This window comes from Epilithonimonas mollis (assembly GCF_900142325.1).
Lineage (GTDB): Bacteria > Bacteroidota > Bacteroidia > Flavobacteriales > Weeksellaceae > Epilithonimonas > Epilithonimonas mollis.
Genome location: NZ_FRAM01000001.1, coordinates 395,596 through 422,015 on the forward strand (window position 1 = coordinate 395,596; position 26,420 = coordinate 422,015).

Annotated in this window: 26 protein-coding genes; 18 read left to right on the plus strand and 8 right to left on the minus strand. The window is 34.9% G+C overall.

Translation table 11 applies throughout. The annotated features are described in order from the left end of the window. Positions 1-40 precede the first annotated feature (40 nt). The 3 genes from BUA97_RS01740 to BUA97_RS01750 all read left to right on the plus strand — a co-directional run bounded on the left by BUA97_RS01740 (position 41) and on the right by BUA97_RS01750 (position 2,978). A complete protein-coding gene (locus BUA97_RS01740) occupies positions 41-1,408 on the plus strand; it encodes an AAA family ATPase (RefSeq protein WP_072996140.1) in 1,368 nt (455 codons plus the stop codon). Position 1,409: 1 nt separating this feature from the next. Next, positions 1,410-2,324: a DUF4435 domain-containing protein gene (locus BUA97_RS01745; RefSeq protein WP_072996141.1), complete on the plus strand. Its 915-nt coding sequence runs from the start codon at positions 1,410-1,412 to the stop codon at positions 2,322-2,324. A 162-nt stretch (positions 2,325-2,486) separates the two neighbouring features. Further along, the gene (locus BUA97_RS01750; RefSeq protein ID WP_072996142.1) at positions 2,487-2,978 is read left to right on the plus strand and encodes a hypothetical protein; all 492 of its coding nucleotides are present in this window, start codon (positions 2,487-2,489) and stop codon (positions 2,976-2,978) included. Positions 2,979-3,315: 337 nt separating this feature from the next. Here BUA97_RS01750 and BUA97_RS01755 read toward each other — a convergent pair whose 3' ends face one another. The 4 genes from BUA97_RS01755 to BUA97_RS01770 form a co-directional block, all read right to left on the minus strand. Continuing rightward, positions 3,316-4,794 (minus strand): lipopolysaccharide biosynthesis protein, encoded by a 1,479-nt coding sequence (locus BUA97_RS01755; protein WP_072996143.1) that lies wholly within the window; start codon positions 4,792-4,794, stop codon positions 3,316-3,318. Between the two features lie 127 nt (positions 4,795-4,921). Continuing rightward, the gene (locus BUA97_RS01760) at positions 4,922-5,791 is read right to left on the minus strand and encodes a sugar phosphate isomerase/epimerase family protein (RefSeq protein ID WP_072996144.1); all 870 of its coding nucleotides are present in this window, start codon (positions 5,789-5,791) and stop codon (positions 4,922-4,924) included. Between the two features lie 165 nt (positions 5,792-5,956). Continuing rightward, positions 5,957-7,183, minus strand: coding sequence for a hypothetical protein (locus tag BUA97_RS01765; RefSeq protein WP_139258182.1), 1,227 nt, complete (start codon positions 7,181-7,183; stop codon positions 5,957-5,959). Between the two features lie 106 nt (positions 7,184-7,289). Further along, positions 7,290-8,345 carry a hypothetical protein gene (locus BUA97_RS01770; protein ID WP_072996146.1) on the minus strand — a complete coding sequence of 352 codons (1,056 nt, stop codon included), beginning with the start codon at positions 8,343-8,345 and terminating at the stop codon, positions 7,290-7,292. A gap of 111 nt (positions 8,346-8,456) precedes the next feature. On the opposite strand from BUA97_RS01770, the gene BUA97_RS01775 reads away from it, so the two are divergent. Then, positions 8,457-9,251: a helix-turn-helix transcriptional regulator gene (locus tag BUA97_RS01775; protein ID WP_072996147.1), complete on the plus strand. Its 795-nt coding sequence runs from the start codon at positions 8,457-8,459 to the stop codon at positions 9,249-9,251. A gap of 153 nt (positions 9,252-9,404) precedes the next feature. Beyond that, positions 9,405-9,938 carry a glutathione peroxidase gene (locus BUA97_RS01780; RefSeq protein WP_072996148.1) on the plus strand — a complete coding sequence of 178 codons (534 nt, stop codon included), beginning with the start codon at positions 9,405-9,407 and terminating at the stop codon, positions 9,936-9,938. 139 nt (positions 9,939-10,077) lie between these two features. Here BUA97_RS01780 and gcvT read toward each other — a convergent pair whose 3' ends face one another. After that, positions 10,078-11,157, minus strand: coding sequence for a glycine cleavage system aminomethyltransferase GcvT (gene gcvT / locus BUA97_RS01785; RefSeq protein WP_072996149.1), 1,080 nt, complete (start codon positions 11,155-11,157; stop codon positions 10,078-10,080). A 228-nt stretch (positions 11,158-11,385) separates the two neighbouring features. Between gcvT and BUA97_RS01790 the strand changes: the two genes are divergently transcribed. Next, on the plus strand, positions 11,386-11,718 hold the full coding sequence (locus BUA97_RS01790) for a zinc ribbon domain-containing protein YjdM (protein WP_072996150.1): 333 nt from the start codon (positions 11,386-11,388) through the stop codon (positions 11,716-11,718). 254 nt (positions 11,719-11,972) lie between these two features. On the opposite strand, the gene BUA97_RS01795 is transcribed toward BUA97_RS01790, so the two are convergent. Then, positions 11,973-12,905, minus strand: a complete 933-nt coding sequence (locus tag BUA97_RS01795) for a sulfate/molybdate ABC transporter ATP-binding protein (RefSeq protein WP_072996151.1) — start codon at positions 12,903-12,905, stop codon at positions 11,973-11,975. Between the two features lie 84 nt (positions 12,906-12,989). On the opposite strand from BUA97_RS01795, the gene BUA97_RS01800 reads away from it, so the two are divergent. From BUA97_RS01800 to BUA97_RS01845, 10 genes are all read left to right on the plus strand, one after another. Continuing rightward, complete coding sequence (locus tag BUA97_RS01800; RefSeq protein ID WP_072996152.1) at positions 12,990-13,649, plus strand: YceI family protein; 660 nt, start codon at positions 12,990-12,992, stop codon at positions 13,647-13,649. 127 nt (positions 13,650-13,776) lie between these two features. Continuing rightward, the gene (gene pheS, locus BUA97_RS01805; RefSeq protein WP_072996153.1) at positions 13,777-14,787 is read left to right on the plus strand and encodes a phenylalanine--tRNA ligase subunit alpha; all 1,011 of its coding nucleotides are present in this window, start codon (positions 13,777-13,779) and stop codon (positions 14,785-14,787) included. Between the two features lie 89 nt (positions 14,788-14,876). Continuing rightward, entirely contained in the window at positions 14,877-16,607 is a 1,731-nt protein-coding gene (locus tag BUA97_RS01810; RefSeq protein WP_072996154.1) for a sensor histidine kinase, read from the plus strand. Further along, positions 16,604-17,245 (plus strand): response regulator, encoded by a 642-nt coding sequence (locus BUA97_RS01815; RefSeq protein WP_072996155.1) that lies wholly within the window; start codon positions 16,604-16,606, stop codon positions 17,243-17,245. The genes BUA97_RS01810 and BUA97_RS01815 overlap by 4 nt, the downstream gene beginning before the upstream one ends. A 469-nt stretch (positions 17,246-17,714) precedes the next feature. Next, entirely contained in the window at positions 17,715-18,173 is a 459-nt protein-coding gene (locus BUA97_RS01820) for a hypothetical protein (RefSeq protein WP_139258185.1), read from the plus strand. Between the two features lie 154 nt (positions 18,174-18,327). Beyond that, positions 18,328-18,645: a GNAT family N-acetyltransferase gene (locus BUA97_RS01825; RefSeq protein ID WP_072996157.1), complete on the plus strand. Its 318-nt coding sequence runs from the start codon at positions 18,328-18,330 to the stop codon at positions 18,643-18,645. 14 nt (positions 18,646-18,659) lie between these two features. After that, positions 18,660-19,187, plus strand: coding sequence for an NADPH-dependent FMN reductase (locus BUA97_RS01830; RefSeq protein WP_072996158.1), 528 nt, complete (start codon positions 18,660-18,662; stop codon positions 19,185-19,187). 2 nt (positions 19,188-19,189) lie between these two features. Beyond that, positions 19,190-19,402, plus strand: a complete 213-nt coding sequence (locus tag BUA97_RS01835) for a (4Fe-4S)-binding protein (protein WP_072996159.1) — start codon at positions 19,190-19,192, stop codon at positions 19,400-19,402. 1 nt (position 19,403) lies between these two features. Then, complete coding sequence (locus BUA97_RS01840) at positions 19,404-19,802, plus strand: OsmC family protein (protein WP_072996160.1); 399 nt, start codon at positions 19,404-19,406, stop codon at positions 19,800-19,802. A 5-nt stretch (positions 19,803-19,807) separates the two neighbouring features. Beyond that, complete coding sequence (locus tag BUA97_RS01845; RefSeq protein ID WP_072997173.1) at positions 19,808-20,086, plus strand: GNAT family N-acetyltransferase; 279 nt, start codon at positions 19,808-19,810, stop codon at positions 20,084-20,086. A 75-nt stretch (positions 20,087-20,161) separates the two neighbouring features. On the opposite strand, the gene BUA97_RS01850 is transcribed toward BUA97_RS01845, so the two are convergent. Further along, positions 20,162-22,579: a DUF5916 domain-containing protein gene (locus tag BUA97_RS01850; protein WP_072996161.1), complete on the minus strand. Its 2,418-nt coding sequence runs from the start codon at positions 22,577-22,579 to the stop codon at positions 20,162-20,164. A gap of 111 nt (positions 22,580-22,690) precedes the next feature. Further along, on the minus strand, positions 22,691-24,361 hold the full coding sequence (locus BUA97_RS01855) for a glutamine--tRNA ligase/YqeY domain fusion protein (RefSeq protein ID WP_072996162.1): 1,671 nt from the start codon (positions 24,359-24,361) through the stop codon (positions 22,691-22,693). Between the two features lie 204 nt (positions 24,362-24,565). Between BUA97_RS01855 and BUA97_RS01860 the strand changes: the two genes are divergently transcribed. Beyond that, the gene (locus tag BUA97_RS01860; RefSeq protein ID WP_072996163.1) at positions 24,566-25,243 is read left to right on the plus strand and encodes a response regulator transcription factor; all 678 of its coding nucleotides are present in this window, start codon (positions 24,566-24,568) and stop codon (positions 25,241-25,243) included. A gap of 31 nt (positions 25,244-25,274) precedes the next feature. Next, complete coding sequence (locus BUA97_RS01865) at positions 25,275-26,357, plus strand: sensor histidine kinase (protein ID WP_072996164.1); 1,083 nt, start codon at positions 25,275-25,277, stop codon at positions 26,355-26,357. Positions 26,358-26,420: the final 63 nt, after the last annotated feature.

Consider the following 26,420-nt stretch of genomic DNA (forward strand, 5'->3'; position numbering starts at 1 on the left):
ATGCTATAATGACAACAACAAACAATTGAATTCAAAAAATATGAGAAATAGTAATTTAAAATCATTCACAATAAAGGGACTATTTGGCGACAGAACAGTAGTTATTCCTTTTAAAGATGATGTTAAAATCCTTATAGGGGAAAATGGACTTGGTAAGACTACAGTTCTTAGCATGCTCTACTATACCTTGACTAGTAAACTTTTTAAGCTTAAAGACTTTGACTTTAAATCCCTTGAATTGTCTTTTACTGATGGACAAAAAATTACAATTGATAAAGACAAATTGTTATCGTCAGACGAAGACTTGGAAATGAACTTACCTCCTCAATTAATTAATTCACTTTCAAGAAGTTTAGATACAAGGGAAATAATTGAAATAAGTGAGTTATTGTCACGAGGTGTGCATCCTCATATGATTTTAGACAGAATTGAAATGCAAAGGTATTCATCAGATATTTTTAGAAGATATCCTACAAGAATGGTTTTGAGTGCTCTTAAAGTAATTTGCGGATTTGGTGAGGGAAACGAAAAAATCAGAAAAGCGAAAGAAACTTTACAAAAGGAATTGTTAGAAACAGAAATCCTATATTTTCCAACGTTCCGAAGAATTGAAGAAGACTTAATTAATTTAGGATTAGATGATGAAAAGAATAAGATAAATCAAGGTGATGTAAGACTTATTCAATTCGGGATGAAAGATGTTAGAGAAAGGTTTGATGAATTAAAGAAGGAGATTAATACATTATCCAGCAAAGGATTATCACAAATCTCTTCTGAAATTTTAAGTCAACTAGTTAAAGGTGTTCCAAACATAAATAGTAGTGCCTTACAAAATATATCAAAGAAAGATATTGATATTATTTTAGCAAGAGTTGGTGAGGCTATTTCGAAAGATGATAAAGAGAAAATAACAAGCATTGTTTCTGCAAAAAAATTAAAAGATATTGATGACAAATACCTAGTTTACTTCCTTCAAAAGTTAATAACTATTTATGAGAAGCAGAGGGAAATTGACAATGCGATTGAAAGTTTTATTTCAATTTGTAATAAGTATCTTAAATATTCCGAGAAAGAAATTCAATATGAAGCAAGTGAAGTTGAATTTTATTTAATATCGAGAGGTGGCAAAAAGGTTTTACTAACTCAATTGCTGAGTAAACTTTCATCAGGTGAGAAACAAATTATCTCTCTTTTTTCTAGAATATATCTTTCAGATAGTAAAAGTTTTATAGTGCTATTTGATGAACCTGAATTGTCTCTTTCAATATTTTGGCAAAAATTGTTACTTCCTGACATTGTAGCTTCCAACAAATGTAAATTTTTACTTTCAGTAACTCATTCACCATTTATTTTTGAGAATGGTTTGGAAAAGTACGCTATAGGTTTAAACCAATATATTAAATACTAATATGGGACTAACTGTAGAAGATTTACTAAGGGAAAAGGAAAAAGCTGCGTCTGTAGCATATCAGAGTTTTGTACTATTAACAAACATAAGTACTGACTCGCTATTTTGCTTTTTTGAGAATAAAGATGCCCCATATTATCATCTTAGAATCAAAACTATTTATAAGGGGGATTTTCATTACATAAGTTGCGGAAACAAAACAATGGTGAAAAAAACTTTTGATTTAATAAAAGGTCACAAAGAATATGATAAATACAAATTAGCATTTTTTATTGACAAAGATTTTGATGAAAGCATAAAAAACAAATTCATTGAAATTTATGAAACTCCCAGCTATTCAATAGAAAATCTATATTGTAACACAAACTCTATTAAAGAGTTAATAAAGACAGATTTTCAAATTGGTGAAGACAATCCAATACATAGCCAAATTTTAGATTTATACCAAAATTTACAATCTGATTTCTTAAAGGCTTCATTGCTCTTTAATGCTTGGTATAAGTTACAAAAAATAAAAAATAAAGAATTAAATCAACCAAATAATGTTAGTTTAAGTGATAGTTTAATTCCAAGCTATATTGAACTTTCATTAGAGAGTATAACTCCAAAATACACAATTGAGAGTATTTTAGAAAAATACCCTGACAGTTTACCATACACAGCTGATGAACTCACAACTGTCATAAATGAATTAAATGCTGCTGATTTACGAATGGTTTTAAGAGGTAAATATGTATTTAACTTTATGACCACATTTATTAGGAAGTTAATTGAGGACGGTGCTGATACTTCTAAACGTAAAATACTTAAAAAGAAGGTTAAATACAATATGGATAATTCAACGGCTTTGACACTACTGACTTGCTATGCAGAAACTCCTGAATGCTTAACTGAATTCTTGACAAAATACAACTAAAAGCACTACCACTAACACGGGTTTTGCGTCAGGCGGGGTGACGTGCAAACATGGAGCTTTGTGCTTCTATTCAAGTTCCGTGCTGGTTGACAGTTTTGTGCTCCGAAACCCGCCCGAACGTAAAGCCCGAAAACGTTAGGTGCCATATTAGAAAACACTACAATGAAAGAACTAATTCCGACAATAAACGAAATTGTCAAGTATGGACTTCAACCAAAATTGACTGTAACTGATAAAGAAAAATTGTTGGAAAGACACCTCGTGAAAATTTATGACCTGTATTTTGACATAGAATATAAATATGACGAAACGGACTTTCCTGACTTTGACAAATCGCAACTTCCTGATATCAGACAAAATGTTTCAAGCAATTTTAAGGATTTCGGTTTCTATAAAACAATCCTTGACATTAACGACATTGGCAATTTAAAGGATAACACAATCAATGACGCAATTGACGACCTTTCCGACATTATATCTGACCTTTTGGAAATCAAGTGGAGAATTGAAAACAACAGTTTAGCAGACGGACTTTGGTTTTTTAAACTCATATTTTACAGCCATACTCAACAACACATTCTTAACCTTTTAAACTTTATGAAACAAGAAGCTACCGATAAAATATTAACCAAAAACAGAAAATCATCAAAATAAAATGAATATAAACGAGTTTATAAAAAGGCTTGCTTATGGTTAACATGCTTACGACATAAAGAATTATTTAGAAAGACAGAATAAGGAAGCTGTACCTGACGACCCATCTGCATGACAGATTTTCACAGAACATTCAGGCGTAAAAAAAATACTTTGAAAACCACCTCATTGTTTACAAAATTTAAAATCGACTTGGAAAAAATTATTTCAGAAATTAATCTTATATTGACGTAATATTTAGTGGTAAATTCCCGGAAAGAAAAATCTGTGTAACATTTGAATTTATTTTTAAAGACGAAAAAATTTAAAAGCAGAATTGAAATAAAAAAACTAATTCCTAAAATCTAAAAAGACTCTTTATAAAAGATTTGTTCAGATACTTATCAAGCGGATATATTTTCAGGAAATGATTCCCGATGAAAAGAAGGATCAACACCACAGCCGGCTTGTAGAAAAGATTGATGATATTCAGTTTGAAATCCGGAAGAAAAATGGCAACATTAATAGAAAGACAGCCAAGGATCATTGCATAGATCATCTCAATACCCAAAGGAAAAACCTTGAATTTCCAATAGTTAAAAACTATCTTGATAATGTTGAATAATGACAGTGAGATAGCGTAAGCTATAGCAATTCCCAGAATTCCCAAATTGGTCTTTTTCAGGAAAATCATATTGAGACTAATCGTCAGAACCGCAAGAATCAGCATTACCACAATGTTAAATTTATAATATCTCGAAAGCGAAATAATATGTCCGTTGAAGCCGGTTGCCAGATCGAATAACATCGCAAAACCAAGAATCCAAAGCACAGGTTCGGAAGAGCGCAGGTCTTCTCCATTCTTCATAAAATCCGCCAGATATGGGAAGCCAACGACAATGCAGCAAAACAAAACCAAACCTAGAAAAAATAAGCTGAGCGAGGTTTTCTTATGAAACCTGTCTAATTCGCGATAATCGCCGGTTATAAGCACTTTGTTGATAATGGGCGCAGAAATATTAAAAAGCCCCATCTGCGGAACAACAATGATCGAAATAATAGAGAAAATATTGCTGTAGATTCCGTTTTCCTCAAAACTGATGAATTCGCCAATCATAAAATTATCGATCCTGATGGCAATATAATTACCGATATTACCTAAAAATCCGAACAAACTGTAAGTAAAAATTTCACGGTAGAAATTATCTTTTTTGAAATAGTTGACACCAAAATCCGGTTTGATCTTTTCCAGCCTGTTGGTGTAATAACCATATCCCAAAAGTGACATCAGGAACATCAAAAAGAAAAATCCATATGCGGTTTTCTCTGCAAATCCTAAAAAGAAAAACAGACAAAAAGCACCAAGATTTGCTAATTTCGGAATAAAATTCTCGAATATATTCGGAACAACGATCCTTTTATAATTGGTCAGAAATTTATTAAAAACTGATGACAAAGCCAGCACCAAAACCATGGGCAGAATCAGGCGTTTCATCTCCCACAATTCGGTTTTCTGTAACTGGGGAAAGAGCAAATTCACTACAAAATAGCCACCGGTAAAAATCAGAAAGTTAACGACAACAGCCAGCAAAGACAGTGATAGCATATTGTGATGTCTGCCATCTGCATTGACTTTGCTAAAGAATTTGACATTGGAAAAGCTCAGACCGAAAACAACAATCGGAACAATCATCTCAGCAGTCGGCAGTATGTAACGGAGCTTTCCGTAAAACTCCATATCGTACGGAAAAATGAAAATAGCAGAAAAGGTTCCCAGCAAAAAACCGAGATAACCGATGATCGAATATTTGATACCCTGCCTTGCTACAACACTCATAATCCGTTTTGAAGAGTCTGTGCGGAAAAAAATGTTAGTTAACAATATAAAACCCCACAGAATAAATGAACGGCAAAGAAAAGGCATTTATTTTACAAATCATAAAATTTTGTTAAACAATGCTTTATTATTGCTGGAAATAATGATGTTCCTGAATAAAATTTTTGCTTATTCTGATGCTTTCAAAAATATCTTTGTCGCTGGAGTCCTGTTCCAGAAACCAATATTCGAGACCCGCTTTTTCTTTGGCTTCGAAAATTGTTTTAAAGTCAATCGTTCCGTTTCCGATTTCAGCAAAATCTTTGCTTCCTGCTTTCATATCTTTCACGTGCCACAGAGGAAATCTTTTGGGGTATTTTTCGAAATAATCTAGAGGATCAAAACCTGCTTTCACAATCCAATAAAGGTCGAGTTCCATTTTGACTAAATCGTAATCAGTATTATTTAAAATGAAGTCATAAACTATTTTGTCTTCGAATTTTTCAAATTCAAAATCGTGGTTGTGATACGCAAAACCGATTCCTGCTTTGTTTGTTATTAGACCAGATTGATTAAGTAATTCAGGGAGTTTTTTATAATGGTCCAAAGTCCTTTCTTCTTCAAAAAGATAAGAGCAAACCATATATTTTGAACCTATGGAATGTAAATCTTCAACTGCTTGCTCCCAATTATTCAGAAGTGTTCCTTTGCTATTATGAACAATTCCGGTTGTGTGATGTGAACTGATGACTTCTAAACCAACATTTTTCAGAATCGTTTGAAATTCTGTCCTGGATTTTCCGAAGAATTTTCCATCATAACCATAGATTTCCAATTGTTTGAAACCCAATCCAGCCAAATGTTCCAAGGATTTTTCCAAATTCTCAGCAACCGCATTGCGAACGGTATAAATCTGAATAGCTAATGGTATTCTGTTATTCATAAGGTTTGAAGTTCCGCAGGCATATAACCCTAAAAATCCTAGTCCTGAAAGGCTGATGAAATCTTTTCTGTTCATTTTTAACTTTTTCAATGGTTTAAAGGTATTTATATTTTTTGAATCGCCGTTAAAAACAAAAAAACCTGCCGGGAAACAGCAGGCTTTGAGAGAGAAAAATTAGGAATTGAAGTTGTTTAATATTTTGTCACTAAGTATTTTAAAATCAAATCTATTTTATAGATATTAGTCTTTCTTATTTCTTAATGTAATCCAAATTTCATCAGAATCAGAGAAATAAAGGAATAACTCTTTATCTGCATAGCCTGAAAACCTAAAATATGACTCATCTTGATTCTTATAAGTAATATTTCCAAAATCATTTCCGAGAATCGATAGAATCCCATCTTTCGTTAGCTTTTTGTCTAATGGATAGGCTACAATTTCGATTGATGTTGCTTTTAGAGATTTATCGAATTCTATCTTCTCTAATCTAAATCCATAGGATCCGTTTAAATTATTACCAATATCCTTTCCTTCAATTTTAAAAACTGATTTTATAAGCTGATCTATTTCGTTCTTATTTTTTTCTAATTTTCTACCTGAAACTGATGTATTATATTTTGAAAACTCAGCGGTTGTGGAAACAGTCTGGTCTTTACGCTCATAATAGCGGCTTTTATGGCTTTTCAAAGCTTCTTTTACCACTTCGTTGTCACTGTTTACCTCGTTTAATTTTTGCGCAAGCAGATTTTCAAATTCAGATTTTGTCATTCCTAAATGAAAATCACCGGTATTAATCTTTTCGAGTTTAAAAGATCTATCAAGTCTCGTTAGTCTTGTATAAGCAAGTGCATCAAAAATATTTTCGGGTTCAGTTTTCCAATAATTATAGTAGTCCACCACTGTATTTTTGGAAGCTGTGTCTTTCCATTTTGTTTTTTGTAACTCAGCTTGCTTTTCGGATAATAATCCTTTTTTTATTTTGGATAAATAGATCAGTTCCACTAAAGCATTAAACATTTCATTTCCTTTAATACTTTCAATTGACGAAAAATAAAAACCCACATTATTTATCTCTTTAGTAGCTGTTTTTCCATCTACAACTGCTGTGTATTGATGCTTTTTATTTGTTGTAATGACTACCATTCCGCAATCTCCGAATGACTCGTCCAATATTCCTATATCTTTTACGTCAGCAAAATCAATATTTTCAAATACCAATAAGCCATCCCCTGTTTTAACGATATTATTTGCACTGAGATTATAGTAATTGAAAATAAAATTATTCTCCGGAATGGTTATTACCACATCGGTTTCTTCATATTTTAACCTTTTGCCATTGGCTGTCTTTTGGATATCGTTCACCTTTTTAGCCAGTGCTTCAAATTTTTCGTAATCTGCGACGTCTTCTTGTGATAAAACGCTAATACAGATCAGAAATATTAGTAAAATTGAGAGAAATTTTTTCATAATGTCATTAGTTTTTTTTGATATCCACCAACCAATCATTAAACACGGCATAGTTTATAGGATTCTACGCTTTAAGATTATTATAAAACTTTTTGTTGAATCTAAATTACCATTCTAAATACCCATATTTATCTTGATACTGTCTTTTGAGATTATAAAAGCTTATAGAAGAATTGACTTTTATTAATTTTTTATTTTTATCTATATAATAATAAGCTCCGTAACCAGAATTATCATTCATCCTGAATTTTACTAACGCTTTCCAATCTTTTATATCTATGCCGATAAAATCTGAAAGCAATAATCTCATTTTATCACCTCTGTTTCCAGTATATTCTTCTAAAGGACGAATATTTGTAATTAAACCCGCAAAGCCTGAATCTAAGTAAGCTGCACTACCTTTATCGGTTGCAACTATAATCCCACTAAAAGGAATAGTCACTTTTTCACCCGTTTCAATATCAACAAAATATCCGTATTTAAATTGACGATCACGTGAATACATCCGAAGTTCTCCATATCCAGATAATGCGAGAAACCATTTATCCCAAACATATAGTATTTGGTTTATCGTATCATCTTTCAAAATTCTATTCCCTTTGTAATCTACGATATCGGCATTTTTATTTTTGTAATACACTACACCGTATCCAACAGGATATCTGAGACCATCTGTTCCGTCTTTCGTTTTAGTGTATTCATAATCTTCAGAATAAAGTAATGGTTCGTCATTGGCATCGTCAAATCCCCATTTATTATCTCGTTTGTTATCTTTCAGTTGAAAACGTTTATCAGTTGTTATTTTTTCTTTTTTTACTTCTGTTTGACTGCTATTTTTACTTTCTATTCTTCCAAAATGCAGCTCATTCTCTTTTTGCTTTTTTATTTCTGCAGCAATTTTTTCGTTTTGTCTCTTGTTTTCTTCAATCGCTTTTTGGCGTTGTGCTTCTGCTTTCTGAACTGCTATAGCTTGTATTCTTTTAGCTTCTATTTTTTTAGCTTCGTTGTTTTTTCTATCGTCTTCTGCACATCCCGGGCAATAGCCACTTTCTGCTCTTAGCTGTCCAGCCAGTTTACACCTGCCTGATAGATAATTATGTTTAGCTTGTGCATTTACAGTTACTTCAAAAAATATTGCAAAAATTATAAGTATGTTTCTCATTATTAATTAGTTTAAACAAATATAAATCGATATCCTATATAAGTAAATACCACAAAAAAGGTATTTTTCATCAGAATTTTTAGCTAATTTTAGCCCGAAAATTTAATAAAAATGGAAAATCAATATAAAGTTTCATCTAAGCGGGAGCATCCTCTTCTTGATGTCTGGAATGACTATCCTCAATCACTCAGCAACAATGCAAAAAGTATTACAAGCCCGCCATCAATAGAAAAAATCATTGGCGACATGTTTGCAATGGGTGAGTTTTATTATTATGCGATCAATATTCCTGACAGCACGCTGGTAAATCTGCATCCGAACATCCTTAAAATTCATAATCTCAAAAAATATCCAAAATATCTAAAAGAAATTATAGATTTAATTCACCCTGATGACATTGAGTTCGTGATGGAAGCAGAACGAATGACCATTGAAAAAATGAGCGAGATCGGGTGGGAACATCAGCAAAGTTTAAAATGCAGTTACTGCTTCCGAATGCTTACATCAAAAGGAACTTATGAGATGTTTCATCATCAGTCGCTTCATATTTCGAAAGATAAGAGCGGCGCATTGCTGCAGGCTGTCAACATCCACACCAACATTCAGCATATCACCCAAACCAATTCCTATATAGTATTGGTGGCAGGAATTGGATACAGAGATGACTTTCACCAGTTGCATTATAACAAAAAGCCCGGACAAAAATTACCCGATTACTCTTTGACCAAACGCGAATTGGAGATATTATCATTACTGGCTCTTGGCCATTCTGCAAAACAGATTTCCGGTATATTGGATCTGTCTTATCATACCATAACTACTCATCGGCGTAATATTTTTCAGAAAACAGACTGTACCAAAACATCCGAGCTTGTCAAAAAAGCAATTGATTGGGGATTTATTTGAAATAATTATAATTGATAATTGATATGTATTTCCAAAACTTGTTTTAACTTTGAATTTCAAATTAATCTGATGACTTCGCCCTGCATAATTTTCCGGAGCAATATTAACGGAATAGTGATTGCACAGAGTCATTAAAAAATTTAAATAATTTATATGAAATACTTACTTGTTATTATGCTATCATTATTCGGATTTTCAAAAAATAAAGCGCAGGCAAAATCGATTCACACATTTAAAGTAGAAGCCTTGGATGGTTCTACAATTGATTTCTCCAAATTCAAAGGCAAAAAAATATTGGTGGTGAATACAGCATCCGAATGTGGATTTACGCCGCAGTATGCAGATCTTGAAAAGCTATCTAAAGCCTACAAAAACAAACTTGTAGTAGTTGGCTTTCCTGCCAATAACTTTGGTGGTCAGGAACCAGGCTCTAACAAAGAGATCGCTACTTTTTGTCAGAGAAACTATGGCGTGAGCTTTCCTATGGCTGCAAAAATTTCTGTAAAAGGCGATGACATTGCACCAATCTACAAATTCCTGACAGACAAAAAAGAAAATGGTGTAAAAAACACAACAATTGGATGGAACTTCACCAAGATTCTGTTAGATGAAAAAGGAAATATTATAGACAGTTTTGAAAGTAAAATCAATCCGATGAGTGAGAGTATTACGAAGTATTTGAAATAGATTTTAAGAGACTTTGAAATAATAGACGAATAGATGAAAGACATCCTAGTTCGTTTTAAAAAATTATACATACGAAAAAAGCGTTCATTTTTTTTGAACGCTTTTCTATTATCTATCAGTCTTTTATCTCAGTCCAGAATTAAATAAAAGGCAATTTCACCACTTTTGCAGGAATATCTTTGTTCCTGATTCTGATAAAAATATCAGAACCTAATTTGAAGTTCGGTTTATCGACATAAGCCAAACCCAATCCTATCTTTTTCATTGGCGACATTGTTCCGGAAGTAACTTTTCCGATAATATTTCCTTCTGAATCAAGTACTTCATAATCGTGTCTTGGAATTGCTTTTTCCTGCATTTCGAAACCGACTAATTTTCTGGAGACACCTTCTGCTTTTTGATTTTCCAGGAATGATTTGTTCACAAAATCTTTATCGAATTTCGTGATCCAACCCAATCCTGCTTCCAGTGGAGAAGTGGTATCATCAATATCGTTTCCGTAAAGGCAGAAACCTTTTTCTAATCTTAAAGTATCTCTGGAAGCCAATCCGCAAGGCATGATCCCAAATTCTTTCCCAGCATCTGTCAACGCATCCCAAAGTTGTTCCGCATTTTCATTTTTGAAATAAATTTCGAATCCGCCGCTTCCTGTATAACCTGTGTTAGAAATAATCACATCAGAAAAACCGGCTACAGAACCGATTGTAAAATGATAATATGGAATCGCTGACAAATCTGTCTCTGTCAGTTTCTGAAGAATTTCAGTCGCTTTTGGACCTTGAATAGCAATCAATGACATCTCATCCGAAGCGTTGGTCATTTTCGCTCCGAATTTCTCATTATATTTCGAAATGTGATTCCAGTCTTTATCGATATTTGAAGCGTTAACTACTATAAAATATTTTTCATCCTCGATTTTGTAAACAATCAAATCATCTACAATTCCGCCATCTTCATTCGGAAGACAAGAATATTGCGCTTTTCCGTTTTCCAAAACATCAATATTGTTAGAAGTGACAAACTGTAACAAGTCTTTTGCAGAAGGACCTTCAATGAAAAATTGTCCCATATGAGACACATCGAAAATCCCCGCCTTTTCACGGACAGCAAAATGTTCTTCTGTAACTCCTGAATATTGAACAGGCATTTCGAATCCTGCAAACGGAACGATTTTCGCACCCAGAGAAACGTGTTTATCGTACAAAGCGGTTTTTTTCATCTATAAATTTAATTTTTTTAATGGTTAGATGGAACACCACAGGTGTTTCATTTTTAAAAGGAAGATTTATTTTAGTTGCGCACAAATATAAAGAAGATTTTAGATAATAAATGCCAGATAATACATTTTAAAATTAACTGATAAATGTTGGTTGAAGTTCATTCGCAATTTGGTTATCTTTGCAATTCAACTTTAAACCTTGAACATTAAAATTAAACTTTATCAATTATGAGCGACGCTATTCTTTGTCCAAAATGCCATTCCGAATTCACCTACGAGCAAGATAATCTGCAAGTTTGCTCGCAATGTTTCCACGAATGGGATCCGAAAGAAGTTTCATCTGAAGGAAAAATTTTCGATTCTCTTGGGAAAGAATTACAAAATGGAGATGCTGTAATTGTGATTAAAGATCTACCTGTAAAAGGCGCTCCAAAACCTGTAAAAGCGGGAACTAAAGTTAAAAACATCCGTCTTCGTCCTGATTCTGACCATAATATAGACTGCAAAATTGATGGCTTTGGCTCTATGGCTCTGAAATCTGAGTTCGTGAAAAAAGCATAAAGCCGATAACAATAAAAATAATCCGGCTTTTTAAATTGCAAACAAAAAAAAGGAAAGATTTGGCAGGGTAATCTTCCAAAGACCTTGATTGTACGCAGGTTGCGAACTAATTTCCAGTCTCTCAGGCAGAAAGAGAATTAACCAAAAAATTCCTTTATTTTTTATTAAGACAAAGCTAATAAAATTTTACTTTTCAACAAACTGATAATGTATAAGTTATCCATATTTTATCAACAAATTGGAAAATAACAAAATTAAAATTCCAGAAAAAGCTGTCCTGAAACTCGATACTCAGAATAAACAATGATTGATTTACCGTCTATCAAAAGTTTATTTCTGTAATGCGAACCGGCAAAAAGACTTTCCAAAACAGATGCTTCTACTCCATTTTCAGCAATTTTTATCTGATGCGGAAAATAATGTTTTTTTGGAAGACCGAAATGCATTTTCTCATCCTCTGAGAAAATGTTGACTTCACCTAAAAGCTTTGCAACATAATCATTATAAGGATTTTCATAAGTCTCTTTCGGAGAATCATTCTGAATCAGTCGTCCGTTTTGTAAAACCACAATTTTGTCGGCCCAGGGCAACACTTCTTCAAGATCGTGCGTTGAAATTACCAGACTTAGATAATTATCCTTCACATAATTAAAAAGCTTATCTCTCAATTCAAATTTTCTCGAAAAATCGAGGTTGCTAAAAGGTTCGTCCAGTAAAAGCATTTTTGGAAGAATTGCCAATGCGCGCGCAATTGCAACCCTTTGTTGCTGTCCTCCACTAAGATTTTTAGGCAAAACTTTTGCAAAATCTGTCAAGCCCACCACATCCAGCAATTCCTCGACTTTTTCTTTTTTAGACTTTAAATTGATGTTAGAGATATATTTCCCGACGTTGTCGTAAACCGTTCCGTAAGGCATGAGATCATAATTTTGGGCTACAAATTTCATCTGAGATTCGCCCGGCACAAGATTGCCTTTTGGTCCGAATAATTTTTCACCTTCAAATAAAATATCACCACTTTGCCAATCCATGAGACCATAGATCAAACTCAGCAAAGTCGATTTCCCGCAACCGCTTTCGCCTGCCAAAGCTATGATCTGGCCTTTATCTACATTCAGATTAAGATTTTGAAATAGCGGTTTATCGGCCTGATAATTGAAATATAAATTTTTAACTTCTAAAAGCATATTACAAAATTAGTAGTTTGAAGTCATAATAATTTTATTATTTTAGCAAAAACACAAATTTAGTTATAATTTAAAATTTTCTTTATGAAAAAGACAACATTAATAGCCGCATTTTTACTGGTTTCTGCCTCGGTTTTCATTATCTCCTGCGGAAAAGACAAGCCTGTAACCAGTGAAAGTAATGATGTTCTCACCACCAACAACGGACAGATCTATGTGATCGATACCATGAACAGTAAAGCGGAATGGAAAGGTTTCAAGGTTGTGAAATCTGATAATACCAGCCATATCGGAACTCTTAAATTCGAAAGCGGAGAGGTGACGGTTAAAGACAACAAGCTGGAAAGCGGACAATTTGTGATCGATATGACTTCTATCGAAAATGAAGATCTGAAAGATGCAGAATCTAATGGAAAACTTCTCGGACATCTTAAAAGTGCAGACTTCTTTGATGTAGAAAAATTCCCGACCGCAAGTTTTGAAATTACTAAAATATCGGAAGCACCTTCGGGAAGCGATTATAACACCGTTCTTGACGGCAATCTCACGCTTAAAGGCATTACGAAACCTGCAGTTTTCAATGCGAATGTAAAGATAAAAGACGGCGAGCTAACTATTGCCACAGAACCGAAAGACATCAACAGAGATGAATTTGGGATCATTTTTCAGATGCCTGCGGCGGAAGGTTTGATTAAAAATGAAATCAATGTTCAGATGAAGGTCAAAGCTATTGAGAAAAAATAATTAAATTTTCCCTCCTGACTGAGAATTCAGGAATATAGATATCAATCTGCTTTTACAAAGGCAGATTTTTTATGGAATCTTTAGTTTAAAAACCGTACTTTTGCAGTCTATTTTTTTAAATAAACCAATGCTAGAGAAAATTGATGAACTGTTGGTAGAAGTACAAAATTTTCAATCTTCTGCGAAAGACGAAATAGAAACATTCCGGTTAAAATTCAATGGGAAGAAAGGGATTATGAATGACTTTTATGATTCTTTAAAACTAATTCCGAATGAGCATAAAAAAGATTTTGGACAGAAAATCAACATCTTAAGAAATGCAGTAAACGAAAAACTGGAAGAATTAAAAACGTCTTCGGAAAGTAAAATCATTCTTGAAAAAGAAGATCTTACAAGACCGGCTTTCCCTTTGGAGTTAGGTTCCAGACACCCGATCAATCTGGTTAAAAATAAAATAATAGACATTTTCAAATCCATTGGTTTTGCGGTGGCGGACGGTCCGGAGATAGAAGATGACTGGCACAATTTTACGGCTCTGAATCTTCCCGAATATCACCCGGCGAGAGATATGCAGGACACTTTTTTCATTGAACAGAATCCTGATGTGCTGCTGAGGACACATACTTCATCCGTCCAGATCCGTTATATGGAAGAGAACGAGCCGCCTATGAGAATTCTGGCGCCAGGAAGGGTTTTCCGGAATGAAGCTGTTTCTTCCCGTTCACACTGTATTTTTCATCAGATCGAAGGGTTATATATTGATGAGAATGTAAGCTTTGCAGATCTCAAGCAGACCATCCAGTTTTTCACGACGGAACTTTTTGGCAAATCAAAAATAAGAATGCGACCTTCTTACTTCCCTTTTACTGAACCAAGTGCGGAAGTAGATGTTTACTGGGGACTGAATTCTGAAACCGATTACAGGATCACGAAAGGAACAGGCTGGCTGGAGATCATGGGTTGCGGAATGGTTGACCCTGCAGTTCTTACCAATGTGAATATTGATCCTGATAAATTCTCCGGATACGCATTCGGGATGGGAATCGAGAGGATTGTAATGTTGCTTTATCAAATGAGTGACATCAGAATGTTCTTTGAAAACGACATTCGTATGCTGGATCAGTTTAAAACATTATAATTAATTATTTTTATAAATTATTAATCCTGTAAATATTATTTTTACAGGATTTTTTATTAATTTTAATCACTCCATATAAAACACAAATAATGAAATCAAAAGATAAGTTTTCGATATTTTCCAATTTCAGATTCAGAAAAATTGTCCATTATTCTTTGATCGTATGTATTTTGTTGATTCAGCTAATTTTAGCCGGATATTTTTATAATGAATTCAGGAGCAAAGAAAATCTGACCTTTCTTAAAAATCAGCTGAAAGAAATCCATTCTCTGGAAAATCTTACCGACGATTCTAAAAGAGAACTTGTATTATCACAGGATTATTTTCAGAAATACCTCATCACGAATGATAAGAAATATCTTGATTCGTATTTTCAGTCGGTAAACAGGCTGACTAAAAATATAGACAGTATCAACAGCTATAACAATCCAAGGCTGGAAAATATAATAATCCCTCAGAAAAGAGATTCCTCAGAGTTCCGGAAGCTAAAGCTTCTGGCAGATTCCAGTTATCACTTTTCTACAAAATCCAGTTTCAAAGTTAGCGAGGATCTGCCAAAATTCAAGAAATACGATTTCCGGAATTATAATTATGAGAAATTTGACATCCAGACCAAAACAGTCTCGGATACTGTGAAAAAGAAAGGTCTGTTCGGGCGTCTCGGTGATGCGATCGCAGGCAAAATAGACGTACAAAAAGAAAGCACGATCGTTACCGTTAAAAATGGAGGGTTGACAACCGGTGAAAAAATAAAGTCCGATATGGACAGTATTGTAAAAACCATCAACAACCATTACTCTAAAGAAGTGCAGAAAATCCAGATTAATGTTACAAAAAATAAAAACCACAGCGGAAAATTCTATACGATATTCAATAACTTATTGATATACAGCAATGATCTGATGAGTATCTACGACGTAGCGATCAAGGATTCTAAATTTGAATTACAAAAGGAATACGAAAAACAGACTTCCAAAAATAACGAGATCAGAAATTATCTTATTATTGGAGCTATGGTACTAATGTTCATTGTCTCTATCCTGATCATGCTCCTGACAAGAATTGCTTTTGTCTATGAGAAAAGGCTGAAAGCTGCGAATATCCAGATCAAAGAAAACCTTAATTTCAAGAACAGAATCCTGGGAATGTTGAGTCACGAGCTGCGTTCACCTTTAAAAATAATAGGAATTTTCATCAACAGAATTAACAAAAAAACCAACGATACTAGTATCAAGGAGTATTTAAAATCAATCAGCTTCACCAATAATACATTGCTGATGCAGGCGAATCAAATCCTGGAATATACCAAAAACCAACACGTCGAAAATAAATTAGTCCCGACGACTTTTAATATTAAAGATGAGATAGATTCTATCCTGACTTCTATAGAACCCTATATAGAAACCAGAAATAACAAATTTACTGTCATTGAGAATATAAAACCTGATACGATCGTTTATTCTGACAATACGAAGATCAACCAAATCTTTATGAATATTCTCGGAAATGCCAATAAGTTCACAGAAAACGGAGAGATCACAGTTGATACAAGAACCGAGGATGTTGATGATAACACCGTTTCTCTGGTTACAGTGATCCGGGATACAGGGACTGGCATTTCTAAATCTGATCTGGAAAAAATATTTGAACCCTATTATCAGGGCGTTTTGTCAGAAGATGTAGAAAATCTGGGTGCAGGTCTCGGATTGAGTCTCTGCAAGGAAATTGTAGAATTATATTCCGGGCATATTACTGTTGACAGTGAATCCGGAAAAGGAACTACGGTGAGTTTCATGATTAATCTTGACCTAAAAAAATGAATGAAGTAAAACCAAAAGCCACTTTCCTGCTTGCCGATGATCACAGTCTTATACGTCAGGGAATTGTATTTATTCTGGATGATCTGGATTTTGAATGTGAGGTTTTTCATGCTTCCAACCTGTCAAAGATTCTGGAAACCGTTAAAGAAAACCAGATCGATATCCTCATCATGGATGCTCATTTTCCGGAAGGAAACAGTCTCTCCATCATGCCGGAAATAAAGGAAATAAGCCCGGATACAAAAATTTTGATTTTCACCGGAACTGATGAAACCACGCAATCTCTGAAATACATTAATCTAGGTGCCAACGGTTTTCTAAGCAAGTTAAGCGAAGAACAAGAACTGAAAAATGCCATTCTCAAAATATATCATGGAGGCGAATACATCTCTTCTGTCACACAAAGTTTACTGATTAATTCCATCCGGAACCCAAAAATTATAAATCCACTTTTAAAATTGACAGAGAGAGAGATAGAAATTGCAGAGATGTATGTAAAAGGTCACGGAAACCTGGAAATTTCCAATAAGTTACAAATCAAACAAAATACGGTGAGCACGGTCAAAAAAAGAATTTTTGAAAAACTGGAAATCGAAAATATTCTTGAATTGGTGGCACTCATGAAGGATTACCGTTAATACTCCGGCAAATTTGTAGAAAAACTTCTACAAACACATCGATTTCTATCTAAAGATTTTATTTTGAGCGACATCTATATAATCATAGTTTTGCTATAGAAATAATAACAATAATCTGAAACCCAGTTACGGACTAAATTATTTCGATTCTAAAAGCACAAACAATGATTATGATCCTGTAGGCAACTACGGGATTTTTTTTGACCTTTATTAATAAGATTTGTAGAAAAAAATCTACACATCCGACGAAATGATTCTAAAGCTTTTATTAGGAGGCAAATCCCATATTGAGATACCTTTGTACTAATAAAAGTCATCAAATTATAATTTATATAGTGGTTTTAATAAATAATAATTTGAGGCTTGATTCTAAGAACACATACGAATGAATCCGGTATCGATTTACAGAGTCTGCAGACTCTGTAAAAGATACTTAAAAAATCAAAAAAAATACAAAAACACATTAAAAATGGATAATAAAAAAGAAGCCTCAGCGATGATGTATGGATTCTTTCTTCTGATAGCCGCAGATATATTATTCCTGATCTTTGCAAAAAAAAAGCTCGAAATACCTGCACAGTTTTTATACAGTATCTTTTTAATAATCTTTGCTTTTTGTATATGGAAAATAGCAACCATAAGAATTTTATCATTAGAAGTATCTGAACACGTACTATCTGTAAAATACAACCATCCGTGGACCACTGTCCGCAGACCCGCTTTAGAAATTCCTATGTATAAAGTAGCTTCTTTTAAAATCGAAAAAACACTTATTGATTATAAGCTTATTGTGACCATAAAAACAAGAAAAGGATTACGAAGTTTTTTTTATAAAGCGGGAATACTTTACGGAAATAACGTAATAAAACTAAATCATATCGCAAAGTCAGTGCGATCTTCCAGATTAAGATTGGAAAATAAGCAATAAAAAGAAACACTAATCAATATTTATACTTTCCGAATCCTGTGAGCTTTTTTCACAGGATTTTTTTTACACGAAAATATCCTATATCAATATCCAGCCAATTCTGTTTCTATAATTTTGGTATCAAATAATTACTAACTTTATAAAAAATAAAATTATGAAAGCAGAATTCGAAGCCATACCTCTTATAAAGAATGAAGCCAGAAAACGTTTTGAAATCGAGGTGAATGGTCATTATGCATTTATCAATTATGGTGAAAGAACGCATCAGATTGCACTTGTCCACACAGAAGCTGATCCTGAACTAGCCGGGACAGGCGCTGCAGCTGCTGTCGTGGAAAAAACGCTCAACTATATCAAAGAAAGCGGTAAAAAACTTTTGCCTTTCTGTCCTTATGTTTTTGCATATATTAAAAAGCATCCGGAATGGAAAGAAATTGTGGACGAGAAATTCGGCGGTTACGATGAACTTTAAAATCAATCTCAAACATGAAAATATTTGCATTTGCAGGGAGCAACTCCTCAACATCTATCAACAAACAGTTGGTAAAATTTGTATTGAAAAGCTTTCCGGATGATGAAACGAATCTTATAGATCTTAATGATTATCTGATGCCTGTTTTCTCTGTCGATCTGGAAAAAAACGGTTTTCCGGAAGCGGCTTATAAATTCCTGAAAAATATTGAAGCTTGTGATGTCATTATCTGCTCTTTGGCAGAAAACAACCGATCCTACAGTGCGGCTTTTAAGAATATCTTTGACTGGGCTTCCAGAATCAATGTCAAAGTTTTTCAGGATAAACCAATGCTTCTTATGACCACTTCGCCTGGTGGTTTTGGTGGTGGGAATGTGATGGCTGAAGCGCATAAATTCTTTCCGCAATTCGGGGCAGATATCAAGGAAACCTTTTCACTTCCAAAGTTTTATGAGAATTTTGATATGGAAAACGGTATTATCAATCCCGAATTATTGACCGAAATTAATTCTAAAATCAAAAACTTCAAAAACCAAATATAACAATGGAAACACATGAATATAACACTGGTGAAATCACGATTCTCTGGAAACCGAAAATCTGTATCCATGCAGGACTCTGTGTGAAAATGTTGCCCAAAGTTTATAATCCGAAAGACAGACCCTGGATAAAACCAGAAAATGCAACGACAGAAGAACTGAAACTACAATTGTCAAAATGCCCTTCCGGCGCTTTGAGCTATAAATTAAATTCTTAAAATGGGCGTAACAGTAAAAGCAAGTCTGGGAACGGAAAACTATTATACAGAAGTGATCGCTGGAGACAACAGCATCATTACAGACGAACCTATTGATAAAGGCGGCGGCAACAAAGGTTTTAACCCGTTTGAGATATTGGCCACATCTCTTGCAAGCTGTACGGCTGCAACGCTGAGAATGTATACCGACAGAAAAGGATGGGAAATCCCGCAGATCAACGTTGTTGTTGACCTGAAAAATTATCCCCAAAGCAAAACGGCACAGTTTTGCAGAATAATTGATTTCGGAACGACAGAAATCAGTGAAGATATGAAAGACAGGCTTTTAAAAATTGCTGATGCCTGCCCGATTCATAAAATATTAACCAACGATATAGAAATATTAACTAAAATCTCATAATAATGATAGAAGTAACACAAAATAACAGAGAAACAAAAGGCGAATTTTCGGCAAACTTTGATGGCAGACCTGCAGGACTGATGACTTATTCCTGGGCCGGCGATGACAAAATCATTATCGATCATACAGAAGTTGAACCTGCTTATAACGGAAAAGGTGTTGGTAAAGCAATGGTTTATAAAGCTGTAGAATTTGCACGGGAAAACAACCTGAAAATCATTCCGCTTTGTCCGTTTGCGAAGGCAACTTTCCAGAAGAATGAGGATATCAGAGATGTTTTATAATGATGACTTATAAACGATATAAAAATCCATTTCAGCTTTGAAATGGATTTTGTCTTTTCTATTCTAAGATTTTTGTTAAAACCATTTCTTCATCCGGTTATAGTCCAGGAAATAAGAGATTCTTAGCGAAAAATTATTGATCATCGGCGAATTAAATAATTCATCAAAATTATTTTTGAACTTCATCCTGGAAATGTCGAGGTAATTGGTCGTCGCATTTCTGTAAAGCAATGTCAGTTGACTTCCTGGCGCAAACCACCAGGAATAACGCAGATCCACATTCCATGAATTATAGGTTCCGTTTAGATTAGGATGATAGCTTGTATTGCTATCCAGGCTTCCGTCATTATTTAAAATATAAAACTGCTTATATGTAACATCCGAAAAATAGTGTCTGAATGCCAGTGCCAGCGACATCTTCTCATCAAAGGTATATTGTCCCGTGATGGCATTTTCATACGTATTTCTCTGTCTTCTTCCCATATAAATATTGTCAGTATCTTTTCCGGAATATCCAACCTCATTATTACTGAAAACAGGATTGAACTGCCAGATCAGATTTAGTTTATCAGAAGCTCTATAACGCAGATATAAAGATGGCACTAGATAATTCCGCCCTTTTTCATCATAGGCATAATAATCTATATTAATGTTATACTGAACTTTTTTCCGACTGTCACTTTCGAACCAAAGCCAGCTGTCAAAATAGCCCGGAACCTTCAGATATCTTCCGAAAGATCTCGGTTCATAAATATCTTTTTCACCATAAGGTGTAAACTCTACGCCGCCGCCGAAACTCTGAAACTTTTTATTGGTAAATGAATTATTATGGTTGAAAATCAATTTCTGGTTAAGAAATGCCTCTAACCGATGGTAATAATTCAGGTTAAAGTTCAGGTACATATTATTAAGATGCTTTGTAGGCTGAAGAATCCTGTATCCGTACCAGACATTATGATTTCCGTAATTGGTTTTGGTGGAAAATCCCAGATCGTTGATATCCCAGTCTTTGCTGACATAATTTGCATTGACCTCGAATCTGTGCTTACCGGAAAATTTACCGATACCAACCGTTCCTCTGTTACCGAATTTCGTATCATCATTCATTATCCAGCTCCCTTTCAGATTCCCGTAATAGGTATAGGTATTGGCTTTATTACTAATGCTCCAAAGCAGCCCGGTTGCGTTGGCATCGCGGAAATCACCGTTTCTGGTTGTGCTGGTATTTACCAAAGTGACAGAAGAATTGCCGCCGAATCTCTGGTCAAGGACCAAAACATTATAGTTCGTCCACGGCTCTACAACTTCTTTTCGGATTGTGCCCGTTTCATTATTCTGAATCGTGGCCTCCATTTTTTCAGTAACACCATTGAAAATCCCTATTCCCAAACCTTTCTTCGTTCTGCCGGAAATTTTGAAGGCATTAAACAATTTGACCTTCGAAGGATATTCGGTCACAATTTCTTTTTCTTCATTAATATTCGGATAGCGGGAAGGACTCCCGCCAACTCTTCTGGAATAGAACATATCACCTTTACTGAAAAGTTCTGTTCCTTCCATGAAAAATGAGCGTTGCTCTGCAAACTGCTGTTCAAAAGGTGTCAAATTAAGAATCGAATTATCAAAATTAGCCTGTCCAAAATCCGGAATTAACGTCATATCAAATGTGAATGCATCATTGATTCCATACTTCAGATCCATTCCTCCATTTACGTTAGTTTCTGTTTTCCCCTCGAAGGTGTTAACATAGGTTGAAAAATAAGGCGTAAAGGAAAGCCTGGTGGGGGTTTTAACATCTGTCACCCCATTCAGAACACCATCATATAGAGTATAATTGCCTTTCTCATTGTCAACGTGATTCCAGTCATACATCGTATTGGTTCTTTTGACTTTACGAATCATATTAAGACCAAACTTCTGCTTATCTTTTTTCGGAAAACGGAGCTCAAAAAAGGGGATCTTCATTTCTACAGCCCAGCCTTTTTCATTGATTTTCACCGCACTATACCAGACTGCATTCCAGGACATGTCTTCATTTTCTGTGGTCAGTTTTCCATCAATCTGTACACCGGCAGCAGTCACAATGAATTCCAGGCTCTGCTGATGGTCATTATAGCCATTGATGATAATTCCGAAAAAATCATCATTGGCAATATTATCTCTTTCGGTCAATTCCTTCAAAATTTTTGAAGGATCCGGATCGTACATTTGTGCAGCGATATATAATCCCGTGTCGTCATAAAGAAATCTGACTTCAGTTTTTAAACTATCGGGCTGTGGTTTTCCGTTATTGGGCTGTCGTTCTACAAAATTGGTCGCTGCCGGAACATTTTTCCAAATCTCATCATCCAGTATCCCATCAATTTTTACGGGCTGATCTCTTTTGAGAGCCGACAACTGTTTTCTGGAAATACTGTCAGCAACTACAGGCTTTTGAGCCGAGATTTGCCAGAATAAAAGAGAGATTATAAGAATAGAAAATTTAGTTTTCATAGTTAATTTCACTTGAAGATAAGACAACGTCCGCACAAAATCTATTACATTAAAACAAAAAAAATCAGGCAACAACCTGATTTTCAATTTAGTATTTTATTACTCTTAATTTTAAGGTTTGTAACCATCTTTAAGAGTAACCGTTCTGTTGAATACCAATTTATCTGCAGAAGAGTCTCTGTCTTTGATATAATATCCGATTCTCTGGAACTGGAAATGATCTTCCAAAGTAGCATCTTTAAGACTAGGTTCAGCAAAGCCGTGTGATACCCGCAGTGACTGGTGGTTGATAAATTCCATAAAATCAATTTCCTTCACGGCATCAGGCTGTTCTGTGGTGAACAGTTTTTCGTAAGTTCTGATCTCGATCGGTAAAGCATGTTTTGCAGAAACCCAGTGCAGCGTCCCTTTTACTTTTCTCAGACTCGCTTCAGTTCCGCTTCCTGATCTCGAGTCTTCATCATAAGTTGCATAGATGGTAGTGATCTGTCCTTTAGCATCTTTTTCAACCCTTTCCGCTTTGATGATATAACCTGACTTCAGACGAACTTCTCCGCCTAGTTTCAGTCTGAAGAACTTTTTATCAGCTTCTTCTTTGAAATCTTCTCTTTCGATGTAAATTTCTCTTGAAAAAGGCACTTGTCTTGTTCCTGCGTTTTCATCCTCAGGATTATTTTCAGTTTCCAGCCATTCTTCTTTATCTTCAGGATAATTCTCGATGATTAGCTTCACAGGATTCACAACTGCCATTACTCTCGTTGCAATTTTGTTAAGGTCTTCTCTCACAGAGAATTCCAGCAACTGGATATCAATCAGGTTTTCTCTTTTGGCAACGCCAACTCTTTCAATGAAATTTTTGATTGCTGCAGGCGTATAACCTTTTCGTCTCAGTCCTGAGATCGTCGGCATTCGCGGATCATCCCAACCAGTTGTTACGCCTTCCTGAACCAATCTTTGCAATTTTCTTTTGGATGTTACCATATAGGAAACGTTCATCCTTGCGAATTCTCTCTGCTTTGGTGCAACGCTTTTATTATCGTAGACCTGATCCAGATACCATTCGTATAGCGGACGGTGATTTTCAAATTCCAGCGAACATAAAGAGTGCGATATCTGTTCGATATAGTCAGATTCTCCGTGTGCCCAATCGTACATTGGATAAATCTTCCATTGGTCTCCTGTTCTGTGATGTGGTTTTTTCAGGATTCTGTACATCACAGGATCACGCATATTCATATTCGGGGAAGCCATATCGATTTTCGCCCGAAGACTCATTGCGCCTTCTTCGAATTCCCCATTTTTCATTTTCTCAAATAGTTCAAGACTTTCTTCAATGGGACGATCTCTGAAAGGTGAGTTGATACCCGGTTCAAAAGGATTTTTTCTCTGAGCTGTGATATCTTCGGAAGACTGTTCATCTACATAAGCTTTTCCTTGCTTAATGAGTTCTACAGCCCAGCCATATAATTGTCCAAAATAGTCAGAAGTATATAATTCCTGATCATACCGGAAACCCAGCCAATCGATATCTGCTTTTATCGAATCTACGAATTCCTGCTCTTCTTTCGCAGGATTGGTATCATCAAACCGAAGGTTGACCGGCGCATTATATTTTTGCCCCAAACCAAAGTTGATACAGATTGCTTTGGTGTGACCAATGTGCAGATAACCGTTTGGTTCCGGCGGAAAACGGAAACGCAATTTTTCCGCACCCAGGCCATTTTCCAAGTCGTCTTCTATAATTTGCTCAATGAAATTGAGTGGTTTTTTTTCTTCTTCCATAAATCTGAACGTGAGGTGCAAATTTAACTTAATTTCCCGTAAAAATAAAAGGTTATGTCTTATAAAAATAGATGATTATTTATATCGAAAATTATCCCAAAACCTGGAATATTTGTTTTGTAAATGTTAAATTTGTGTGAACTTTAAACAATTGGTGATATAGAGTTCATTTTTTTTTAATTTTGGGATAATTAATAAATCGAAATGAATCGTAAAAAAATCCTTTTAATTGATGATGAACAGGACATTCTTGAGATCATCTCTTATAATTTGGAAAAAGAAGGCTATCAGGTTTTTACAGCAAGCAACGGTAATGAAGGAATAGTAAAAGCTAAAGAAATATTGCCTGATCTTATTCTTCTGGACGTGATGATGCCGGAAAAAGACGGAATAGAAACTTGTCAGGATCTTCGCAAAATCAAAGAACTTCAAAAGACACTGATTGTATTTTTATCCGCAAGAAGCGAAGAATTTTCCCAGCTGGCGGGTTATCAGGCCGGTGCCAATGATTATATCGTAAAGCTGATCAAACCAAAAGTTCTGGTTTCCAAAGTAGCCGCCCTTTTACAGCTAGGTGCACAATCTCAGGAAAATTCCAATTATATCGAGATTGGTGATTTGGTTATTGATAAAGATAACTTCAAGGTATCAAAAGGGAAAGAAGAGTTTTTGCTTCCCAAGAAAGAATTTGATCTGCTTTATTTATTGGCTTCCAATACGGATAAGGTTTTTAAAAGAGAAGAAATTCTGGAAAAAGTCTGGGGAAATGATGTTATCGTGGGCGAAAGAACAATCGATGTCCACATCAGAAGGCTGCGAGAGAAACTCGGCATCAATACCATCCAGACACTGAAAGGAATTGGTTATAAATTAGTAGTTTAGGATTTTCTTTTTAGAAAATCTTTTTTTTGAAATGATAAGAAATGCCGTAAAAATCAACTGGCTATCAGCAGCAGCTTCCTTTTCACTTGTAGCTGTTGTTGGCACTGCTGTTTTGCTGTTTGAGTTTTATACCGACGATGTTTACTTCAAAACCAAAGACTTTAATTATTTTTTAGTCTTTACACTCGGTCTTTTATTTTTTCTCAACTATTTTGTTCTGGAATTTCTATTCAGCTTCTACAGTAAAAATCAAATCAGAAGAATCACCAATATTCTTCCGGAAGATATCATCCACGATTATGACACAGATCTCGGCTTCAAGGAACTCGGCGAAAAAATGCACGAGATGAACCAAAGAAATGCCGAAATCGATATGATGAAAGAGATGGAAAACTACCGTAAAGAATACATTGGCAACGTTTCCCATGAGTTGAAAACTCCGCTTTTTTCAATACAGGGATACATAGAAACACTCAGAGACGGCGGCGTGGAAGATCTTACAATCCGGGACAAATACCTGCAGAGAATCGACAGCTCGGTGGAACGGCTACTGAATATCGTGAAAGACCTGGACATGATCAACCGTTACGAATCCGGCCAGATTGATCTGAAATACAGTATTTTTGACATCAATCTTCTGATACAGGAAATTTTTGACTTATTGGAAATGGAAGCGGAAAAACATCTGATGACAATGCAGCTCCAGACCACACAGTCTCAGCTTTTTGTATTTGCTGATAAGCAAAGGATTTCGCAGGTACTCATTAATCTTATTTCCAATTCTATAAAATACGCCAACAGAGAAGAGGCGCAGATCATTGTTTCCACAAGAGAAGGAACGAAGAGCATTCACATCTCTGTAGAAGACAACGGAATGGGCATAAAACCGGAAAATCTGCCAAGGATCTTTGAGCGGTTTTTCCGCGTAGAAAGCAGCAGAAGCAGGAAAGAAGGCGGATCAGGACTTGGACTTGCCATCGTAAAACATATCCTGGAAGCTCATAAACAGACTATCAGTGTGGAAAGTGCTTATCTGTCAGGAACAAAATTCAAATTCAAGCTGGGAAAACCCGCTGTGAACGGAAAGAAGAATAAAACGAATGCTACAGCGTAAGCTGTCATCGAAAAGTGCAAAATTTATAAAAAACTTTTTTATAAAAAAATTTCCAAGAAACTT

What these genes read in the sequence shown, in the direction of transcription:
- BUA97_RS01740 (WP_072996140.1), top strand. Translation starts at nt 41, where the DNA reads ATGAGAAATAGTAATTTAAAATCATTCACAATAAAGGGACTATTTGGC.
- BUA97_RS01745 (WP_072996141.1), top strand. Translation starts at nt 1,410, where the DNA reads ATGGGACTAACTGTAGAAGATTTACTAAGGGAAAAGGAAAAAGCTGCG.
- BUA97_RS01750 (WP_072996142.1), top strand. Translation starts at nt 2,487, where the DNA reads ATGAAAGAACTAATTCCGACAATAAACGAAATTGTCAAGTATGGACTT.
- BUA97_RS01755 (WP_072996143.1), bottom strand. Translation starts at nt 4,794, where the DNA reads ATGAGTGTTGTAGCAAGGCAGGGTATCAAATATTCGATCATCGGTTAT.
- BUA97_RS01760 (WP_072996144.1), bottom strand. Translation starts at nt 5,791, where the DNA reads ATGAACAGAAAAGATTTCATCAGCCTTTCAGGACTAGGATTTTTAGGG.
- BUA97_RS01765 (WP_139258182.1), bottom strand. Translation starts at nt 7,183, where the DNA reads ATGAAAAAATTTCTCTCAATTTTACTAATATTTCTGATCTGTATTAGC.
- BUA97_RS01770 (WP_072996146.1), bottom strand. Translation starts at nt 8,345, where the DNA reads ATGAGAAACATACTTATAATTTTTGCAATATTTTTTGAAGTAACTGTA.
- BUA97_RS01775 (WP_072996147.1), top strand. Translation starts at nt 8,457, where the DNA reads ATGGAAAATCAATATAAAGTTTCATCTAAGCGGGAGCATCCTCTTCTT.
- BUA97_RS01780 (WP_072996148.1), top strand. Translation starts at nt 9,405, where the DNA reads ATGAAATACTTACTTGTTATTATGCTATCATTATTCGGATTTTCAAAA.
- gcvT (WP_072996149.1), bottom strand. Translation starts at nt 11,157, where the DNA reads ATGAAAAAAACCGCTTTGTACGATAAACACGTTTCTCTGGGTGCGAAA.
- BUA97_RS01790 (WP_072996150.1), top strand. Translation starts at nt 11,386, where the DNA reads ATGAGCGACGCTATTCTTTGTCCAAAATGCCATTCCGAATTCACCTAC.
- BUA97_RS01795 (WP_072996151.1), bottom strand. Translation starts at nt 12,905, where the DNA reads ATGCTTTTAGAAGTTAAAAATTTATATTTCAATTATCAGGCCGATAAA.
- BUA97_RS01800 (WP_072996152.1), top strand. Translation starts at nt 12,990, where the DNA reads ATGAAAAAGACAACATTAATAGCCGCATTTTTACTGGTTTCTGCCTCG.
- pheS (WP_072996153.1), top strand. Translation starts at nt 13,777, where the DNA reads ATGCTAGAGAAAATTGATGAACTGTTGGTAGAAGTACAAAATTTTCAA.
- BUA97_RS01810 (WP_072996154.1), top strand. Translation starts at nt 14,877, where the DNA reads ATGAAATCAAAAGATAAGTTTTCGATATTTTCCAATTTCAGATTCAGA.
- BUA97_RS01815 (WP_072996155.1), top strand. Translation starts at nt 16,604, where the DNA reads ATGAATGAAGTAAAACCAAAAGCCACTTTCCTGCTTGCCGATGATCAC.
- BUA97_RS01820 (WP_139258185.1), top strand. Translation starts at nt 17,715, where the DNA reads ATGGATAATAAAAAAGAAGCCTCAGCGATGATGTATGGATTCTTTCTT.
- BUA97_RS01825 (WP_072996157.1), top strand. Translation starts at nt 18,328, where the DNA reads ATGAAAGCAGAATTCGAAGCCATACCTCTTATAAAGAATGAAGCCAGA.
- BUA97_RS01830 (WP_072996158.1), top strand. Translation starts at nt 18,660, where the DNA reads ATGAAAATATTTGCATTTGCAGGGAGCAACTCCTCAACATCTATCAAC.
- BUA97_RS01835 (WP_072996159.1), top strand. Translation starts at nt 19,190, where the DNA reads ATGGAAACACATGAATATAACACTGGTGAAATCACGATTCTCTGGAAA.
- BUA97_RS01840 (WP_072996160.1), top strand. Translation starts at nt 19,404, where the DNA reads ATGGGCGTAACAGTAAAAGCAAGTCTGGGAACGGAAAACTATTATACA.
- BUA97_RS01850 (WP_072996161.1), bottom strand. Translation starts at nt 22,579, where the DNA reads ATGAAAACTAAATTTTCTATTCTTATAATCTCTCTTTTATTCTGGCAA.
- BUA97_RS01855 (WP_072996162.1), bottom strand. Translation starts at nt 24,361, where the DNA reads ATGGAAGAAGAAAAAAAACCACTCAATTTCATTGAGCAAATTATAGAA.
- BUA97_RS01860 (WP_072996163.1), top strand. Translation starts at nt 24,566, where the DNA reads ATGAATCGTAAAAAAATCCTTTTAATTGATGATGAACAGGACATTCTT.
- BUA97_RS01865 (WP_072996164.1), top strand. Translation starts at nt 25,275, where the DNA reads ATGATAAGAAATGCCGTAAAAATCAACTGGCTATCAGCAGCAGCTTCC.